Raw genomic sequence first — 16,104 nt, forward strand, 5'->3', positions numbered from 1 at the left:
CCGACAGCGTGGGCAGTGTAGCGCAGGGCCACACGCGGGGCTGTTAGCCAGCGCATGCTGCGGCAGTGCCATGGCTAGTTATTGTGCATAAAAAATGCCCCGTCTGGGGCATTGTTGTGTGAAATTACCGTTATTTACTCGCTGTCTCCAGCAGATTTGGGCGGATTTAGCCCGAAATGCTGATAAGCCCCTAGCGTGGCCATCCGCCCGCGCGGGGTGCGCTGCAATAAACCCTGCTGAATCAGATAAGGCTCCACCACCTCTTCGATGGTATCGGTGGATTCACCAATCGCCGCGCCGACATTATCCAGCCCCACCGGGCCGCCACCGAATTTTTCCAAAATCGCTAGCAGCAATTTGCGGTCCATCACATCCAGCCCGCCCGCATCCACATCCAGCATTTGCAAGGCGGCATCGGCCACCTCGCGGGTCACCAGACCATCGTGCTTCACCTCGGCAAAATCGCGTACGCGCCGCAGCAGCCGGTTGGCGATCCGCGGTGTGCCGCGAGAACGGCGGGCGATTTCAAATGCGCCGTCGTCGGCCATTTCCACATTCAGCAAGCTGGCCGAACGGCTAACGATGCGGGTGAGCTCTTCCGGGGTATAAAACTCCAGCCGCGCCACAATACCAAAACGATCGCGCAGCGGATTGGTCAACATACCTGCCCTAGTCGTCGCGCCGACCAAGGTAAACGGAGGCAAATCCAGCTTCACCGAACGCGCGGCCGGGCCTTCGCCGATCATGATGTCGATCTGAAAGTCTTCCAGCGCCGGGTAGAGGATCTCCTCCACTACCGGCGAAAGGCGGTGAATTTCGTCGATAAATAGCACATCATGCGGCTCTAGATTGGTGAGCAAGGCCGCCAGATCACCAGCGCGCTCCAAAACAGGACCAGAGGTTTGCCGCAGATTCACCCCCAGCTCGCGGGCGATAATGTGCGCCAATGTGGTTTTGCCTAGGCCCGGCGGGCCAAACAGCAGCACATGATCGAGCGCCTCGCCGCGTTTTTTGGCCGCCTCGATAAAAATCTCCAGCTGGCCACGCGCCTTCATTTGGCCCACATATTCATCCAGCTGCTTGGGGCGCAGCGCGCGCTCCAGCTGCTCTTCATTGCTGGAGATTTTCTGTGTGGTCACCAGCCGCTCGGGCGGGGCAGAAAACAGCGAATCGGTTTCGATCATCGTGATACCCATGCCGGTATACGCATACCAGCCAGATCAGTTATAAGTTACAGAGCAATACCCTAGGCTTTAGCCAGCGATTTCAGCGCCAGGCGAATACCATCACTCACCGACGCATCGGCCGGCAGGGTTTTCATCGCCAGATTGGCTTCGCGCTCGTTATACCCCAGCGCCAGCAGCGCATTCAGAATATCACTGCGATCATCCGGCGTGGTGGCCAATGGCAACTCGCCCGGAATACTCACCAGCCCGCCGGTGGTCAGCTTGCCGCGCAATTCCAGCACCAGCCGCTCGGCTGTTTTCTTGCCGATGCCCGGCACAGCCGACAGGCGCTTGATGTCTTCCGAGGCCACCGCCAGCGCCAGTTCATCGGCCGTCATGCCCGACAGCACCGCCAGCGCGATCTTGGCGCCAATGCCGGTGACTTTAATCAGTGAGCGAAAGGCATTGCGCTCTTCGCGGGTCGCGAAGCCGTACAGCAGCTGCGCGTCTTCGCGTACTACCAGATGGGTAAATAGGGTTGTCGCTTCGCCCAGATGCGGCAGCACATAAAACGTGCTCATCGGCACATCCACTTCATAACCCACGCCACCGACATCCAGCAGGATTTGCGGCGGCTGTTTTTCCAGCAGTTTGCCCGTCAGGCGACCAATCATGATGAGACTCTGCGCCAAGCGCCAAGGTGAACGAACGTACAGTATACCGGCCACAAGGCAAAAACCAAACCGGTGCGGCGCGCGCTGCGGCATTCATGCGTGGCCAGCAGTGTTGCCGGCTAAATTCAAACCGGGGTATAGCGCCAAAACCAATTTGGAATAATGCCTACAGGGCAATACCCTAGGCCATGCGCCCACGCTTCATCGACATCCGATAAGCCGCCAGCTGCTTGGCCGCCCCCCCTTGATGCTGGGCATGGGTAAGTGCCACCCCGAGCGCATCGGCCGCATCCGCTTGCGGCACGCCGGATAGGCGCAGATGGCGTTGCACCATCAAGCCCACTTGCTCTTTATCAGCATGGCCATTGCCGACCACCGCCTGCTTGACCTGCAGGGCGGTGTATTCCGCCACCGGCAAGCCCGCCAGCACCAGCGCTGCCACACAGGCGCCCCGCGCTTGCCCCAGCATCAGCGTGGCGGCCGGGTTTACATTGACGAACACTTGCTCGATGGCCGATTCGCTGGGCTGATAGGTGGCCACGATTTTCTCGATGCCATCCAGAATAATGCGGATGCGGTCGGCCAGCGCGCCGCCCTGGGTTTTGATGCACCCCGAGGCAACATAAATACGCTCTTGGCCCACCACATCAATCACCCCAAAGCCGGTGGTGCGTGAGCCGGGGTCGATGCCGAGGATGCGGGCGCGACTCATTCGCTAGTGAGGGTTTGCCGCTCGAAAGTCCAGGTGCGGGTAATGACCAGCACCGTCGCCGGCTTGCCGCTGGCGTCGAGCATATCGGGTGGCAGGCGCGAGAAAGGCGCCGCCATTTTGAGAATACGCAGTGCAGCGGCATCCAGCTCGGCATTGCCTGAGGACTTATCAATCTGCGAGCTAAGCATTTGCCCATCCGCGCCGATCTCAACCGTCACGCGCAGCTGACCGTAAATTTTGCGCCCACTGGCGTCCACCGGATAGGCCATGGTGCCGATTTTTTCGATTTTTTGCCGCCAGCCATCCATATACATGGCCACGCTGGTTTGCTTGGCGCGGGCGCCAACAAAGGCTTTGCGTGGTTTGCTTTGATAATCGTGATTTTGCTTGGCGATCTGCGCGGCCAGCGCAGCGATTTCCTGCTGGCGGCGGGTTTGTTCTTTCAGGGTTTCCAGATCCAGCGGCGCTTCCGGCGCGGCTTCGCTGTTTTTTTGCTGGCTGGGGGCGGCGGGCGCCGGTTTAAGTTGCGACATCAGCCGCACATTTTGTTCTTCCAGCTGCTTGAGCTTGGCTTCCACTTGCTCCAGCTCAGGGTCGCTGGGCTTGGTTTTGGCCGGCAGCGCCGATTTCACCCGATGATTGGCCGCATCGGTATTGCCGCCGCCATCCAGATCAACCTGGGCCTCTACTTCGGCATTGCTGGGCTTGGTGGTGGTTTTTTGATTCACCAGCACCACTTCCAGCGGATTTTGCGACAGCAATTGGCGTGGCGAGGGCAGCACAAATTTGATGCCGAAAATAGGAAAGGCGTGCAGCACCAGCGATATCAACATCGCGGTGACCATAAAACGTTGCCCCCGATCCATTTAGCTCTTCCCGCATCCGATTTTGCACAATCGCGCGAGTGTAGCACAGCCATCCCCACCGCCACTGTGGCGGGCGCAACTTGGCTAAAGCGGAGTAGAATGAAAGGAAGGAAAACGACACGGATTGATGATTATGCGCAACACTTTGATGCTGATGCTGCTGTTAGCCTGTGGGCTAAGCCACGCCGCCGAGGATGGCGCAAAAGTAGCCGCTAAATATAACTGTCTGGGCTGTCATGCCGTGGATAAGAAAATTGTGGGCCCAGCCTATAAAGATGTCGCCAAACGGTATAAAGGGCAGAAAGACGCCGAAGCCATGCTGATGGCCGAAGTACGCAAAGGCCTGCCGGGTGGCAAGTGGGGGCAGATCCCGATGCCGGCCCAGCAAATCGAAGATAAAGATTTACGCACGATTATCCGTTGGGTTTTGGCACAGTAGCCCCCATATAGCGAAATCGGCAGGGTGTAGATTTAACGGGATTGTCATTCAGGCCGTATTGCCATCCCAACCCCAGTTAGATTAAGCTGCCCCTCCTATTGGGTTTGCTTAGTTTGTAAGCGGACAATTCAAAGAAAAGCGAGAAAAATCATGGCAAAACTCACGGAACAAGACATCCGGAACTGGAATGGTCCCGAAGATGACTACATGAATGCGGCTCATCTCGAGTTCTTCCGCGAGCGTCTGTTGCAGATGAAAGCCGAGCTGGTTGCCAATGCATCGCAAACGACCAACCACCTGCAAGAGCAGGAAGCGACGCCTGATCCGGCTGATCGCGCCACGCTGGAAGAAGAATACGCACTGGAATTGCGCACGCGCGATCGCGAACGCAAGCTGCTGCTGAAAATCGATTCGACGCTGCGCAAGATCGACGAAGACAACTACGGCTACTGTGAAGACACCGGCGAGCCAATCGGTTTGCTGCGTTTGCTGGCCCGCCCAACGGCTTCATTGTCGCTGGAAGCGCAAGAGCGTCGCGAGCGGCAGAAAAAGCAATACGCTGACTAAGGCTGGCGCATGAACGACGCCACGCTGGCGCAAGCCCGCGAGCTGCTTAGCAAAACCCGCGCCCGGCAAACCCCGGCGCGGGTTCATATTTTAGCGACCTTGCTCGGCGCACAGCGCCCGCTGTCGCACCAGGATGTGCAAGAGCTACTGGAGCCGAGCCTCGATCGAGTCACCGTTTATCGGGTGCTCGACTGGCTCACCGCTGAAAACCTCGCCCACAAGCTAGCGGGCGATGACCGGGTCTGGCGCTTTTCAGCCGCCAAAGCCCCGCACCATCACGCGCATTTTCACTGTCAGCAGTGCGGTAAATTCTACTGCCTGGAAGACATTCGCACCGATTTGCCGATGGCCCTGCCCAAGCATTTCGTGGCCGACTCGGTGGAAATCACCGTCAAAGGCCTGTGTGCCAACTGCCAAACCGGCTAGGCTGCGGCAGCCTGCGCCGCCGTTTGGCTTGCCGCCCGGCGCGTAAGACGCTAATCTGTTCCCTTTAAGAGATACAGGCAATCACCGATTGCATCTGACTGCTGACTGTTGATCTACTCAGCCACAGACGCGCCGCGATGACCACCGCGGCAGTCACCGACACACCACCGTGATGTTGAGATCGCGCCCCAATATACCGTACCAGGGTATCTTGCTATAGACCAAGGGCGAGCAGCACTCTAAGACAATACTTCGATTGCAATTTTGCCGCAGGGACGACCATGCATTACCAAACCGACGACGTACGCATCCGCGAAATTAAAGAATTACTGCCTCCGGTGGCGGTGATTGAGAAATATCCTGTTAACGAAACCGCGTCGACCGCCGTGTTTGAAACCCGGCAGGCGATTCACCGCATCCTGAACGACGAAGACGACCGCCTGCTGGTCATCATCGGCCCCTGTTCGATTCACGACACCAAATCCGCGCTGGAATACGGCGAGCGCCTGCTGAAACTGCGCGAAGTCTACAAAGACCAGCTGGAAGTCGTAATGCGCGTGTATTTCGAAAAACCGCGTACCACAGTGGGCTGGAAAGGCCTGATCAACGATCCGTTCCTCAATGGCAGCTTCAATATCAACGAAGGCCTGCGCATTGCGCGTAAATTGCTGGTGGATCTGAACAACACCGGCCTGCCAACCGCCGGCGAATTCCTCGATATGATCACGCCGCAATACGTGGCCGATCTGATGAGCTGGGGCGCGATTGGCGCACGCACCACCGAATCACAAGTACACCGCGAGCTGGCGTCTGGCCTGTCTTGCCCAGTGGGCTTTAAAAACGGTACCGATGGCAATCTGAAAATCGCCTTCGACGCGATCAAATCAGCCAGCCAACCACACCATTTCCTCTCGGTGACCAAATACGGTCATTCTGCGATTGTGGCCACCGGCGGCAACCCGGATTGCCACGTGATTCTGCGCGGCGGTAAAGAGCCGAACTACGACGAAAACCACGTGCGCGCAGCCACGGCCGATCTGGCTGCCGCCGGTCTGGCACAGAAAATCATGGTCGATTTCAGCCACGCCAATAGCCGCAAAGACTATCGCCGCCAGATGGAAGTGTGTAACGACGTTTGCGCGCAAGTCAGCGGCGGCAACGAGGCGATCTTTGGTGTGATGGTGGAAAGCCATCTGGTGGAAGGCCGCCAGGACGACAACAGCGGCAAAGAGCTGTGCTACGGCCAATCCATTACCGATGCCTGCATCGGCTGGGCCGACACGGAAAAACTGCTGGCCGATCTGGCCAATGCCGTAGCCACCCGTCGCGCACTGAAAAAAGTAAACGTGTAAGCGCACCGCGCCATTCGTTCACCAAGGGTATTGCCCGCCAAGCATTCATTTGCAAGGCACACAGGGCAATACCCTTTTATTTTTTGCGGCACTAGCTGCGCCATCTCACTGCGAAGAAAAAGCCAATCCGCGCTAGAAGTAATCGATCCGTGGCTGCGTTTCGGCCGCCAACAAACGCTCGGCCAGCGCTTTTTCGCGCGCCGCCAGCGCCTGCATATTGTCGCGCTGGCCCACGGCCAGCCGCTGGCAATACACATCGCCATGCCGTGGCTCCAAAATCACCTTGCGCGCCCATGCGCCGCCCCAGTCACACGCCACCAGCGGAATCTCTTCCGCCGCCAGCCAGCGCTCGGCAAACAGCATGTTTTTGCGCCCCATACTGAATTGCAGTGAGAGATTGAGCAAATCGCCACCGCCAAAGGCCTTGGCCTGCAGCCGTGTGCGCATGGCGCCAGCTTTGAGCATGGCATTGAGCAGCACTTCCATCGAGGTTAGCCCCGACAGATAGCCTGCTTCATCATCTTGGGAATGTTTCAGGGGCACCAGAAAATGATTCATCCCGATCAGATGCAGCTCGGGGTCGTGCAAACAGACGGCTACGCACGAGCCGAGTGTGGTCTTGATCGGGTGATGCCGGTGCACGGCCACTTCGCCGGCCAGCAGATTATGCGCCCGGATTTCCAGCTGGCGCAGATCGCAAGCGCGCTGGTCGACCGTTTCACCGGGCGTATCGTAATGAACCCATTTCATTGGCGGCACACGGGTGGGAGAACCGCTTTACTATAGGCCAGCCCACCCGGCCCTGCCTTAGGCGAGCGCCAGCGCTGTCTCGACGGTTGCGTCGCTCACCTCGCCCCAGCGCGGGAAAGGGTCGGGCAGGGCGCGCCAGCTTCCGCTGCTCAGCTCCGCCGGAGTGAGCAGGCAAGCATCCAGCTGCTCACGCAGCGCGGCTTCATCCATACCACAGCCAATCAGCACCAGCTGCTGGCGGCGATCGCCATACAGCGGGTCCCAGTTGGCGCGGATTTCGGCCTGGCTCTCTTCATCGCTGGGCCAGTATTCTTCTGGCGTGGCCGCCCACCAGTAGCCGCCGGCGCCATGCCGGCAAGCACCGCCCGCCTGCGACCAGCTCCCGGCAAATTCAGGCCGGCTGGCGAGCCAGAAAAAACCCTTCGAGCGAATCACGCCCGGCCATTCGCGATTGATCAAGGCCCAGAAGCGCTGCGGGTGCAGTGGGGCACGGGCGTTCCAGACAAAACTACTGATGCCGTATTCCTCGGTTTCTGGCAGATGTTCGCCGCGCAGCTCGGCCAGCCAGCCGGGGGCGTTTTCGGCTTCGGCAAAATCAAAGCGCCCGGTGCCCAAAATCGCCGGTAACGGCACTTGCCCTTGCTCGGCCACAAGCTGCACCGCGCGCGGGTTGAGCGCCGCCAGAATGCCCTGCAGCTGCCCCAGCTGCTCGGCGCTGACCAAATCCGGCTTGCTGATCACCAGCACATCGCAAAACTCAACCTGCTCGATCAGCAGATCAACCAGCGTACGGTCGTCATCTTCGCCGGCGCTGCCGCCGCGTTCGGCCAACAGCTCGCTACTGGCGTAATCACGCAGGAAATTAAACGCATCCACCACGGTGACCATGGTATCGAGCTGGGCCAGATCGGCCAGCGATTGGCCTTGTTCGTCGCGGAAGGTGAAGGTTTCGGCAATCGGTAGCGGCTCGGCAATGCCGGTGGATTCGATCAGCAGATAATCAAAGCGGCCATCGCGCGCCAGCTGGGCCACTTCTTGCAGTAAATCTTCGCGCAACGTGCAGCAAATGCAGCCATTGCTCATTTCCACCAGCCGCTCTTCGCCGCGACGAAAGCCGCCCTGATGGATCAACTCGCCATCGATATTCACATTGGATAGATCATTCACAATCACCGCCACCCGCAAGCCTTCGCGGTTGCGCAGCACGTGATTGAGCAAAGTGGTTTTCCCGGCGCCCAGAAAGCCGGATAAAACGGTGACCGGAAGTTTGTTCGACATGGCGGTTTTCCTGTTGCACTGAAAACGGCCATCATAATTAAACGCAACTTAGTTGCGCAACTATGTTGCATATAGACCCAAAAAAATGGCCGGTGGGCTACCGGCCAAAACAGGGAGGATTTTCGACAATATTCGATTACAGGGTGCCGATTTGCTGGCGGGCTTGTGCCAGCGCGGGGTCACGCACATCCGGGCCCATCGCCAGGCCTTCGGCGGTGATGACGCGAATATCGGTGATGCCCAAAAAGCCCAGCAGCACGCGCAGATAATCCACATGGGCAATCCCGGTAGGGGTGCCGGCATGCTGACCACCGGCGGTGGCCACGATCACGGCGCGTTTGCCACCGGCCAGGCCTTCCGGGCCATTGGCGCCGTATTTAAAGGTTACGCCGGCCACGCTGATCATATCGATCCAGGCTTTGAGCTGGCTGGGGATCGAGAAGTTGTACATCGGTGCGCCAATCACCAAGGTATCGGCCGCCAGAAACTCGGCCATCACCGCTTCGGCTTCACGCACTTGCGCCGCTTGCTCGGCGCTACGGTTTTCGGCCGGCGTACCTTTGGCCGCCAGCAGCGCGCCATCCAGTTGCAGCGCATGCTGAGCCAAATCACGGTAAACCACATGCACGCTGCTTTCCGCCAGACGAATGCTTTCTACAACTTCGCGGGTCAGTTGGCGCGAAACGGAATGGTCGGCCAGGATGCTGGAATCAAGATGCAGGATATTCATGGTGGTGTCCTTTGCGCGGAGCGCATTTAAGTTTTGATGGACACAGAATATATTCGATGCAAAATTGGCACTAGTTAGTGAATTTGGGAAGGATTGTTCTATCCATGCAACCAATCTGTGCCGATTTTAATGATTATGTGTATTTCGCCCGCGTGGTGGATTGCGGCGGCTTTTCCGCTGCCGCGCGCCACATTGGCATCCCCAAGTCGCGGTTATCGCGGCGCATTGCCGCACTGGAAAGCCGGCTTGGGGTGCGGCTGTTACAGCGCAGTACACGCAAACTCACGCTCACCGATGTGGGGCAACAGTTTCTCAGCCATTGCCAAACCATCTTGCGCGAGGGCGAAGCCGCCGAGCGGGTGGCCGCCAGCTTGCTTGCCGAGCCGGCTGGGCGAGTGCGGCTATCGGCGCCGGCTGAATTACTCAATCGCCTCACCGAAATGCTGCAGCGCTTTATTCTGCAACACCCCAAAGTGGTACTCGAAACCGTGGCCACTGCGCGGCGAGTCGATCTTCTGGAAGAAGGCATCGATGTGGCGCTGCGGGTGCGCACTACCGATGATGAAGACCCGCAATGGGCCACCCGGCGCCTGCGCCCGGCCTATGCGGTGCTGGTAGCTAGCCCCGCGCTGGTACAGCAGCTGGGCGGCATACTCACCCCCGGCGCGCTGGCGATGGCGCCGGCTCTGGGCGTGGTGGGTGCGGATCAGCGCATTCACTGGCGGCTGATGAATGCCCAGGGCGAAGTGCGCGAATTTAGCCTGCCGCCCCGCTTAGTTACCGAGCATTTTGGCTTGCGCCGGCAGGCGGCGCTGGATGGCTTGGGCGTGACCATGATGCCGCGGGAAAACGTCGCGGCCGAGCTGGCCGCCGGCACCTTGGTGGAAGTTTTACCCGACTGGCATTTCCCGCCCAGCTATTTGCAAGCGGTGTATGTCAGCCAGCGGGGGTTGTCGCCCGCGGTGCGGGCCTTGCTCGATCTGCTGGTGGAAACGCTGGGCTAATTACTGCGCGGCCCCGCGCAGCTTGGCCAGCCAAATGGCATAGCGCACCGCCACATAGCTAATCACCACGGTGGCAATCGCCAGCTCGATCCGCGCCAACGTTTGTACCTGCAAGATAATATCGCCCGGCAGAGCCCAATCGATAAAAAAGGCCTGCACTTTAAACAGCGCGGTGGCGCCAATCGCCAGCGGGAAGGTGAGGGCGGCAAAGCCGGGGGTAAACGGCAGGCGCAACAGATGCAGCAGGGCCACATACACAATCAGCGTCATCGTCACCGCCACCCCTAGCAAGATCATCACCAGCAGCGGGCTAGGGTCGGTGGCAACGCGCAGATAGGCCGCCAGGGTGAGGCTAGCTGGCGCGGCCAAGATGGCAATCGTGGGCTGCGCGCCTTCGGGAATCGTGGGGTGAAAAATCAGCCGGTAAAACATCCACGGCAGCATGATGGCATAGCAGGCCAGCGCAAACGCCATACAGCCCCAGGCCAGCAGATAGCTCCAGCTACCCACGGTGCCCGACCAGCTCACCGCCGCCACGGCAATGCCCACCGGCGGCACAAACCAGCTTGGCACCATATGATGCATGGCGAATTCCTGCCGGCGGTGGCGGATAAACTGCGCCAGAAACCAGCCATGCAGCCCAATCGCCAGCACCCACACCGCCGTGCCTAGATCGGCATGCAGCAGGCTTAGGCCATGGCTCACCACCATCAGCGCCATCGCAAACGTGGGCACCACGCTGCCCACCACCGGGTGGCGCAAATCATTGCCCAGCGACGGCAAATCCAGCGTAAAGCGCGTGGCGAGTGCCAGCAGCAGCAGTGCGGCCAGCGTCATCGTCACCAGCTCTAGCCGCCCATTGGCCTGCAGCACAAAATCCAGGCACATGCCCAAGCCACTGATTCCCAGCGCCAGCCCGGCCAGTGGGGTAGGTAATTGCCGGCACCAGCCACCGGCTTGTTGCGAAAGTTGCAGCGCCATGATCATCTCCAAAACAGATTGATAATTTATTATCTATCTATTATGACAATATATCGATGCAACTATGCACAATCCGCCAGCAGCCAAAATACCGCCAAGGGTATAGCCAGCTAAGCACTATCAAATAATGATTAGTTGGCTATACCCTCAGAAAAATCGCCACATCGCCTTAACCCAGGCGCAGGCTGCGGCCCACGCTTTGCGCCGCGCGGTACGCATCCCAGGCTTTTTCGTGGAAGAAATACGCCACGGTATTCACCATCGGCTCGATTAAGGCCAGCGCGCTCGCCACGCCCCAGCTGCCGGTCAGCAGATAGGCCACGGTGAAAGCCACACTGAAATGCACAATCGCGAAAGTAATGGTTTTAAGCATGATGCGCTCCTTGCGGCCGCTCGGCCAATGTCTTGAGTTGAAGTAATGATAATGAGTCGCAAACAATAGATCTAATTGATTGTTTTTCTGATCACGATAGCCATTGGCAATGCGCGGTAAAACTGCCGCGCCGCCGCGCCCCACGCCCGCTACACTGACGGCCACGCACGCCAAGTCATTGTTTTGCCATTTATTACTGATAAGGTGAGGATATGCACAGCATTTTGAATCTGGATTGGGCATCGCTACTCGATAGCCTGATCAGCCTTGCCGCCGCATTTATTCTGGGTGGCCTGGTGGGGCTAGAGCGGCAGGTGCGCCAGCGCACGGCCGGCCTGCGCACCAATGTACTGGTCTGCGTGGGCGCCGCTATTTTTGTGGATATCGCCATGCGGTTTCACCAGCTGTATGGCGGCTCGCCCGGGCCGCTGCAGGTGATCGCCTATGTGGTCTCTGGGGTGGGCTTTCTGGGCGCGGGCGCCATCATGCGCGAAGAAGGCAATGTACGCGGCATCAACACCGCCGCCACCCTGTGGGGCTCGGCCGCCATAGGCTGCGCCGCCGGTGCCGATCTGATCGCCGAAGCCATTCTGGCCACCGGCTTTGTGCTGGCCGCCAACACGCTGCTGCGCCCGATGGTGAACCGCATCAACCGCCAGCCGCTCGACACCGAAGTGGAAGCCACCTACACCGTGCATGTCATCGGCCCACGCCAACAGCGCAAAGAACTACTGGCGCAAATCAAATACGCCTGCGCCGCCGCCCAGTTTCCGCTGCATGATGTAGATATCGCCCCCTTTGATGGCGACGAAATCGAAATCGAAGCCGTACTGCTCCCCACCTCACTGGATAGCCGCGAGCTAGATCAGCTGGTGGATACCCTCAGGCTTGATCCGCAGGTGAAGCAAGCGTTCTGGAGCTTGAGTACGATTGATTAAATAGACAATACCTACATTAGGTATTGCACCAGGTCATCTTCAAATAAACAGCTTCATGGCGATACCCTAGACCACCAGTAGCACCTCAGCCACCGGCTTACGTGGTTTGCGCGGCCAATTGCCCGCGCCAGCACGACCAACCGGCAACAACATCACCGGCACTTCATGCTCCGCAAGACCGAATTCAGCACTTACCCCGGCCGCATCAAAACCGATCATCGGGCAGCTAGCCCAGCCGTGGTGCTGCGCCGCCAGCATCAATGCCATGGCCGCCAACGAGGCTGAACGGATGGCTTCATCGCGTTGCAACTGCGGCTGTGTCTGATAGCCCTCGGTGGCATAGTGCACCATCATCTGCTGCAGCTCGCTACTTAAAATACCTGCCGCAACGGCGGGTTGCAGCGTGTTGGCCAGCTCGGTATGAAACCCCATTTGCCCGCAAATAATAAAGGTAACCGCAGCATCAGCCACTTTCTGCTGGCCGTAGGCTAGGGGCAGGAGCCGCGCCTTGGCCGCGGCGCTCTGCACGGCAATAAAGCGCCAGTTTTGTGCGTTGTAGGCACTGGGTGCCTGCGTAGCCAGCGCAATCAATGTCTGTAGCTGGGCGGGGCTCAGTACGAAATCCGGGTCAAAATAATTGCAGGAAATACGCTCTTGCAGCAGGGTGGGCAACATGGTTTTACTCCGTGATGGTGTGGGTGGATAAACACTGCCGTAGCCAGTGCTGTACGGCGCGTGCTTGGGCGTGCAATTCAGCGGGGGCGCCGGGCGTTAGGCATTCCAGATACAGCCGGCCGCCATCAGCAACCGCCTGCCATTGGGCTAGTAGCACAGGAAAATCCACTATCCCTTGCCCCGGCTGCACCGCCACATCGGGGCCACGAGGGCCAAACTGACAGTCTTTCAGGATGAAGTGATCGATGGCCGGAGCCAGCTGCTGCAGATACGCTTGCAAGGGCACTTCCGCGCCGCCGTAATACAGCCAGTTGCCCGGATCAAAACTAAAGCAAAACGCATTGCTACCCAGTATGTCGCGCAAACTCAATAGATCATTAGCCGTCTTACTAATACCCCCGTGGGGCTTAATGGCAATCACCAGCCCAGCCGCTTCGGCCAGCGGCAACACCGACTGCATCAGCGCCAAATAGGCTGGCCGCCGGGCTGGCTCGCAGCCCAAATCCAGCAGCGTGCTAACACCCAGCGCAGCGGCATGCTCGATCAACCGGGCATAGCGCAGGCTGGCAGCCGCCAGACCCAATTCCAGCCGTGTTTCAGCCAAGAGCAGCGGCACGTGCAAGCCCGCATCCGCTAACAGCTGCTGCACTGCCCATCGCTCTCGCTCGCTACTACCGCCATGCACCGGCACTTGCCAACCTTCAGCACTCGCCTGGTACATGAGGCCCACCTCAGTAAAACCGGCAGCAGCGATCGCCGTCAGCGCCGCAGGCAAGGGCAGACTCTGCCACGGTCGGGTGGTACAGGCCAAAGTAAACATAACAGCACTCGTGGATAGAATGTGTGCAGTATTCTCCAAACAAAAACATGAATAAATATCGGTATAATTTGTTGATTACTTATTTTTGGTTAGCAATTGTGGACAAATTGCGCACAATGGCGGTGTTGGTGAGCGTGGTAGAAGCCGGCAATTTCACCCTGGCAGCTGAGCGGCTAGGCATCTCGGCGGTAATGGTAGGTAAACATATTCAGCAGCTAGAGCACGCACTGGGCGCAGTGTTGATCGAGCGCACTACCCGCAAACAGCGCCTCACTACACAGGGGCAAAGCTATTACCAGCAATGCAAGCTGGTGCTGGCGCAAGTACAGCACGCCGACCAGCTACTAGCGGCCCAACAAATCCAGCCCAGCGGCCGCCTGCGCATTAGCGCGCCACGCACGCTGGGCAGCCTGTGGCTGGCGCCACGGCTCATGGCGTTTATGGCGCAATATCCACAGCTCAGCCTTGATCTGCAGCTCAACAACCGACCGGTAGATTTACTGGAAGAAGATTTTGATCTGGCTGTGCGCATCGGCCCAGTGCACAACGAGGCGCTCATTGCCCGCCGGCTGGGCGACTATCAATTGGTGCTAGCCGCCACCCCCAGCTATCTAGCTCAACACGGTATACCTAGCCATCCATCCGAGCTGAACCGCCACCAATTACTGCAACATCAAGTCTGGGATGAGCGACCGCACGATGTGCAAATTACCCTGCGCGAACACCAGCGCTGGCCGGTGCAATCTCGGCTTTGCAGCAACGACAGCCAGGCCCTGCGCACCGCAGCACTGGCTGGGCTAGGGCTGATTTTTCAACCCGCACTACTCCTGAGCGACGTACTCGCCAGCGGCGAGCTGATCCCCGTTCTGCCCGAATATTGGCCGCAGCCATGGCCGATTCATCTGCTCTATCGAACCTCACAGCGCGGCAGCGTAAAAATCGAACGGCTGGTGAGCTGGTTGCAGCAAACAGATGCCAAGGCGGAAGCGCCAGCAAATTAATAAGCCTGCGAAGGGTATCTACACCAAGACCAATTCAAACTTGGCTTACAGCGCAATACATAGGCATGTATATACAAGCAGCGGCGAGCGGGAAGCAGATGCCATCGCAGTATTGGCCTGCTGGCGCAGGCGGTGAACCAGCGGTTTCGCCCGCCAGACGAGTTAGGGTTGGTCTTGCCCAACCCCTAACAACCCCCGCGCGCCCGATCGACGCGAAACCCCGTCCGTACGGCGCGTCTCCACGGGCAATCCGTCCTAATTGGCGCAGGGGTATATTCACCAAAACCAATTCAAACATAATCTACAGAGCAACACGTCAGTAGGTATATGCCGCCATCGTCGGGCTACACCAATTCCCCTGCAGGAGCGCCGAGCGAGGAAGAAGCGGCAAGGTGTTTCGGCGGGCTCTGTTTTGTTAAAGCCCGCCGCCTTGCCGATTATCCACAGCGAGGGCATCGGCGTAGCCGACGCAGATGCGGGGTAGCCTTTCTTTGCTGACTTTCTTTGGCGAAGCAAAGAAAGTCAGTGCCGCGGCGCACAGCCGCCAATCCCGTCTTGGCCTTTCGCAAAGAGCACTAAAGACCAGCCCAGTCTTCAGGGTAAACGCCTTGCGCAACCAAACGATGAAACGTTGAATACGGCCAATCGGCGACACGCTCAACCCAACCATGTTTAACGGGGTTGAAATGTACGTAATCCATATGCGCAGCAAAATCGGCGTCATCGCGAATCAAATGCTCCCAATAACGCCGCTGCCAAATACCACGTTCATGCCGTTTTTGCCGCACCGCAGAGCGGCGCTCAGTTTTGGGAATGCCACGCGAGAAAATCAGCCGGATTAAGCGCCAACGTAGCGCAAAATCCACATCCCCAGCAGGCAGCTCAATCACACAATGCAAATGCTCGGGTAGCACCACCCATGCATGAATCGTAAACGGATGCGTCCGCTTCACCCGTCGCACCGCCTCGCGCAGCAGATCAATGCGATCGACCAGCAGCCGATTGCCTTTGCGTTCCAGCAAATTCACCGTAAAGAAATAAGTCCCACCGGGACACCACGCGCGTCGATAGTTCATCCAGCCAGTATGGGACACAAAACGTAGGGCGTATTCGACGCGAAGCGGCAATACGCCTATCGGCGGCATGGCAGACGGTCGTGGAGCCTTTACATGCGGCGCAATGCCTTTGGCGATTGCGCCCTACGCCGTACCGCGGTATAGCAGTAAGATAGCCTTGATGCCATTCCCGATGAAAAGCTCGGATTGGTTTATCAAGCCAAACTCAAGCAAAGCAAAATGAATATTGAGGGTAAATGGGTCTCGCTCGCACCGGGCATGGCAGTTAGCGTGGAA

19 protein-coding genes are annotated in these 16,104 nt (G+C 58.5%); 7 read left to right on the forward strand and 12 right to left on the reverse strand.

The window, feature by feature from the left end; translation table 11 throughout:
- Positions 1–134 precede the first annotated feature (134 nt).
- The 4 genes from ruvB to L991_RS15605 form a co-directional block, all read right to left on the reverse strand.
- The gene (gene ruvB, locus L991_RS15590; protein ID WP_028450601.1) at positions 135–1,184 is read right to left on the reverse strand and encodes a Holliday junction branch migration DNA helicase RuvB; all 1,050 of its coding nucleotides are present in this window, start codon (positions 1,182–1,184) and stop codon (positions 135–137) included.
- A gap of 62 nt (positions 1,185–1,246) precedes the next feature.
- The gene (ruvA, locus tag L991_RS15595) at positions 1,247–1,840 is read right to left on the reverse strand and encodes a Holliday junction branch migration protein RuvA (RefSeq protein WP_047396990.1); all 594 of its coding nucleotides are present in this window, start codon (positions 1,838–1,840) and stop codon (positions 1,247–1,249) included.
- A gap of 181 nt (positions 1,841–2,021) precedes the next feature.
- Positions 2,022–2,552 (reverse strand): crossover junction endodeoxyribonuclease RuvC, encoded by a 531-nt coding sequence (ruvC, locus tag L991_RS15600; RefSeq protein ID WP_028450603.1) that lies wholly within the window; start codon positions 2,550–2,552, stop codon positions 2,022–2,024.
- Positions 2,549–3,418, reverse strand: coding sequence for a TonB family protein (locus L991_RS15605; protein ID WP_051259057.1), 870 nt, complete (start codon positions 3,416–3,418; stop codon positions 2,549–2,551). The genes ruvC and L991_RS15605 overlap by 4 nt, the downstream gene beginning before the upstream one ends.
- A 133-nt stretch (positions 3,419–3,551) precedes the next feature.
- On the opposite strand from L991_RS15605, the gene L991_RS15610 reads away from it, so the two are divergent.
- The 4 genes from L991_RS15610 to aroG all read left to right on the forward strand — a co-directional run bounded on the left by L991_RS15610 (position 3,552) and on the right by aroG (position 6,202).
- Positions 3,552–3,857 (forward strand): c-type cytochrome, encoded by a 306-nt coding sequence (locus tag L991_RS15610; protein WP_028450605.1) that lies wholly within the window; start codon positions 3,552–3,554, stop codon positions 3,855–3,857.
- Positions 3,858–4,007: 150 nt separating this feature from the next.
- Entirely contained in the window at positions 4,008–4,424 is a 417-nt protein-coding gene (dksA, locus tag L991_RS15615) for an RNA polymerase-binding protein DksA (RefSeq protein ID WP_028450606.1), read from the forward strand.
- A gap of 9 nt (positions 4,425–4,433) precedes the next feature.
- The gene (locus tag L991_RS15620) at positions 4,434–4,850 is read left to right on the forward strand and encodes a Fur family transcriptional regulator (protein ID WP_052190992.1); all 417 of its coding nucleotides are present in this window, start codon (positions 4,434–4,436) and stop codon (positions 4,848–4,850) included.
- Positions 4,851–5,131: 281 nt separating this feature from the next.
- Positions 5,132–6,202 (forward strand): 3-deoxy-7-phosphoheptulonate synthase AroG, encoded by a 1,071-nt coding sequence (gene aroG, locus L991_RS15625; RefSeq protein ID WP_028450608.1) that lies wholly within the window; start codon positions 5,132–5,134, stop codon positions 6,200–6,202.
- Positions 6,203–6,334: 132 nt separating this feature from the next.
- On the opposite strand, the gene L991_RS15630 is transcribed toward aroG, so the two are convergent.
- From L991_RS15630 to L991_RS15640, 3 genes are all read right to left on the reverse strand, one after another.
- Complete coding sequence (locus L991_RS15630) at positions 6,335–6,952, reverse strand: chemotaxis protein CheD (protein ID WP_052190994.1); 618 nt, start codon at positions 6,950–6,952, stop codon at positions 6,335–6,337.
- A gap of 57 nt (positions 6,953–7,009) precedes the next feature.
- Positions 7,010–8,230, reverse strand: a complete 1,221-nt coding sequence (zigA, locus tag L991_RS15635; protein WP_047396914.1) for a zinc metallochaperone GTPase ZigA — start codon at positions 8,228–8,230, stop codon at positions 7,010–7,012.
- A gap of 136 nt (positions 8,231–8,366) precedes the next feature.
- Positions 8,367–8,960: an FMN-dependent NADH-azoreductase gene (locus tag L991_RS15640; protein WP_047396915.1), complete on the reverse strand. Its 594-nt coding sequence runs from the start codon at positions 8,958–8,960 to the stop codon at positions 8,367–8,369.
- 104 nt (positions 8,961–9,064) lie between these two features.
- Here L991_RS15640 and L991_RS15645 point away from each other — a divergent pair, with 104 nt between their 5' ends.
- The gene (locus L991_RS15645; RefSeq protein WP_034619760.1) at positions 9,065–9,964 is read left to right on the forward strand and encodes a LysR substrate-binding domain-containing protein; all 900 of its coding nucleotides are present in this window, start codon (positions 9,065–9,067) and stop codon (positions 9,962–9,964) included.
- On the opposite strand, the gene L991_RS15650 is transcribed toward L991_RS15645, so the two are convergent.
- Together L991_RS15650 and L991_RS15655 are read right to left on the reverse strand one after the other, a co-directional pair.
- On the reverse strand, positions 9,965–10,945 hold the full coding sequence (locus L991_RS15650) for a TDT family transporter (RefSeq protein ID WP_047396916.1): 981 nt from the start codon (positions 10,943–10,945) through the stop codon (positions 9,965–9,967).
- 169 nt (positions 10,946–11,114) lie between these two features.
- The gene (locus tag L991_RS15655) at positions 11,115–11,318 is read right to left on the reverse strand and encodes a DUF2061 domain-containing protein (protein ID WP_028450614.1); all 204 of its coding nucleotides are present in this window, start codon (positions 11,316–11,318) and stop codon (positions 11,115–11,117) included.
- Positions 11,319–11,530: 212 nt separating this feature from the next.
- On the opposite strand from L991_RS15655, the gene L991_RS15660 reads away from it, so the two are divergent.
- Positions 11,531–12,256: an MgtC/SapB family protein gene (locus tag L991_RS15660; protein WP_047396917.1), complete on the forward strand. Its 726-nt coding sequence runs from the start codon at positions 11,531–11,533 to the stop codon at positions 12,254–12,256.
- Positions 12,257–12,322: 66 nt separating this feature from the next.
- Here L991_RS15660 and L991_RS15665 read toward each other — a convergent pair whose 3' ends face one another.
- Positions 12,323–12,931 carry a nitroreductase family protein gene (locus L991_RS15665; protein WP_047396918.1) on the reverse strand — a complete coding sequence of 203 codons (609 nt, stop codon included), beginning with the start codon at positions 12,929–12,931 and terminating at the stop codon, positions 12,323–12,325.
- Between the two features lie 4 nt (positions 12,932–12,935).
- Positions 12,936–13,751, reverse strand: a complete 816-nt coding sequence (locus tag L991_RS15670; protein ID WP_047396919.1) for a sugar phosphate isomerase/epimerase — start codon at positions 13,749–13,751, stop codon at positions 12,936–12,938.
- Between the two features lie 98 nt (positions 13,752–13,849).
- Here L991_RS15670 and L991_RS15675 point away from each other — a divergent pair, with 98 nt between their 5' ends.
- Positions 13,850–14,752 (forward strand): LysR family transcriptional regulator, encoded by a 903-nt coding sequence (locus tag L991_RS15675; RefSeq protein WP_047396993.1) that lies wholly within the window; start codon positions 13,850–13,852, stop codon positions 14,750–14,752.
- Positions 14,753–15,327: 575 nt separating this feature from the next.
- Here L991_RS15675 and L991_RS15680 read toward each other — a convergent pair.
- Positions 15,328–15,828, reverse strand: a complete 501-nt coding sequence (locus L991_RS15680) for a transposase (RefSeq protein WP_047396994.1) — start codon at positions 15,826–15,828, stop codon at positions 15,328–15,330.
- Positions 15,829–16,104: the final 276 nt, after the last annotated feature.

This window comes from Chitinibacter sp. ZOR0017, from assembly GCF_000799095.1.
Taxonomy (GTDB): domain Bacteria; phylum Pseudomonadota; class Gammaproteobacteria; order Burkholderiales; family Chitinibacteraceae; genus Chitinibacter; species Chitinibacter tainanensis.

Coding starts and splice junctions, on each gene's coding strand:
- L991_RS15650 (WP_047396916.1), bottom strand. CDS start 10,945: ATGGCGCTGCAACTTTCGCAACAAGCCGGTGGCTGGTGCCGGCAATTA.
- L991_RS15610 (WP_028450605.1), top strand. CDS start 3,552: ATGCGCAACACTTTGATGCTGATGCTGCTGTTAGCCTGTGGGCTAAGC.
- ruvB (WP_028450601.1), bottom strand. CDS start 1,184: ATGATCGAAACCGATTCGCTGTTTTCTGCCCCGCCCGAGCGGCTGGTG.
- ruvA (WP_047396990.1), bottom strand. CDS start 1,840: ATGATTGGTCGCCTGACGGGCAAACTGCTGGAAAAACAGCCGCCGCAA.
- dksA (WP_028450606.1), top strand. CDS start 4,008: ATGGCAAAACTCACGGAACAAGACATCCGGAACTGGAATGGTCCCGAA.
- L991_RS15620 (WP_052190992.1), top strand. CDS start 4,434: ATGAACGACGCCACGCTGGCGCAAGCCCGCGAGCTGCTTAGCAAAACC.
- zigA (WP_047396914.1), bottom strand. CDS start 8,230: ATGTCGAACAAACTTCCGGTCACCGTTTTATCCGGCTTTCTGGGCGCC.
- L991_RS15655 (WP_028450614.1), bottom strand. CDS start 11,318: ATGCTTAAAACCATTACTTTCGCGATTGTGCATTTCAGTGTGGCTTTC.
- L991_RS15640 (WP_047396915.1), bottom strand. CDS start 8,960: ATGAATATCCTGCATCTTGATTCCAGCATCCTGGCCGACCATTCCGTT.
- L991_RS15660 (WP_047396917.1), top strand. CDS start 11,531: ATGCACAGCATTTTGAATCTGGATTGGGCATCGCTACTCGATAGCCTG.
- L991_RS15630 (WP_052190994.1), bottom strand. CDS start 6,952: ATGAAATGGGTTCATTACGATACGCCCGGTGAAACGGTCGACCAGCGC.
- L991_RS15665 (WP_047396918.1), bottom strand. CDS start 12,931: ATGTTGCCCACCCTGCTGCAAGAGCGTATTTCCTGCAATTATTTTGAC.
- L991_RS15645 (WP_034619760.1), top strand. CDS start 9,065: ATGCAACCAATCTGTGCCGATTTTAATGATTATGTGTATTTCGCCCGC.
- ruvC (WP_028450603.1), bottom strand. CDS start 2,552: ATGAGTCGCGCCCGCATCCTCGGCATCGACCCCGGCTCACGCACCACC.
- L991_RS15605 (WP_051259057.1), bottom strand. CDS start 3,418: ATGGATCGGGGGCAACGTTTTATGGTCACCGCGATGTTGATATCGCTG.
- L991_RS15680 (WP_047396994.1), bottom strand. CDS start 15,828: ATGAACTATCGACGCGCGTGGTGTCCCGGTGGGACTTATTTCTTTACG.
- aroG (WP_028450608.1), top strand. CDS start 5,132: ATGCATTACCAAACCGACGACGTACGCATCCGCGAAATTAAAGAATTA.
- L991_RS15670 (WP_047396919.1), bottom strand. CDS start 13,751: ATGTTTACTTTGGCCTGTACCACCCGACCGTGGCAGAGTCTGCCCTTG.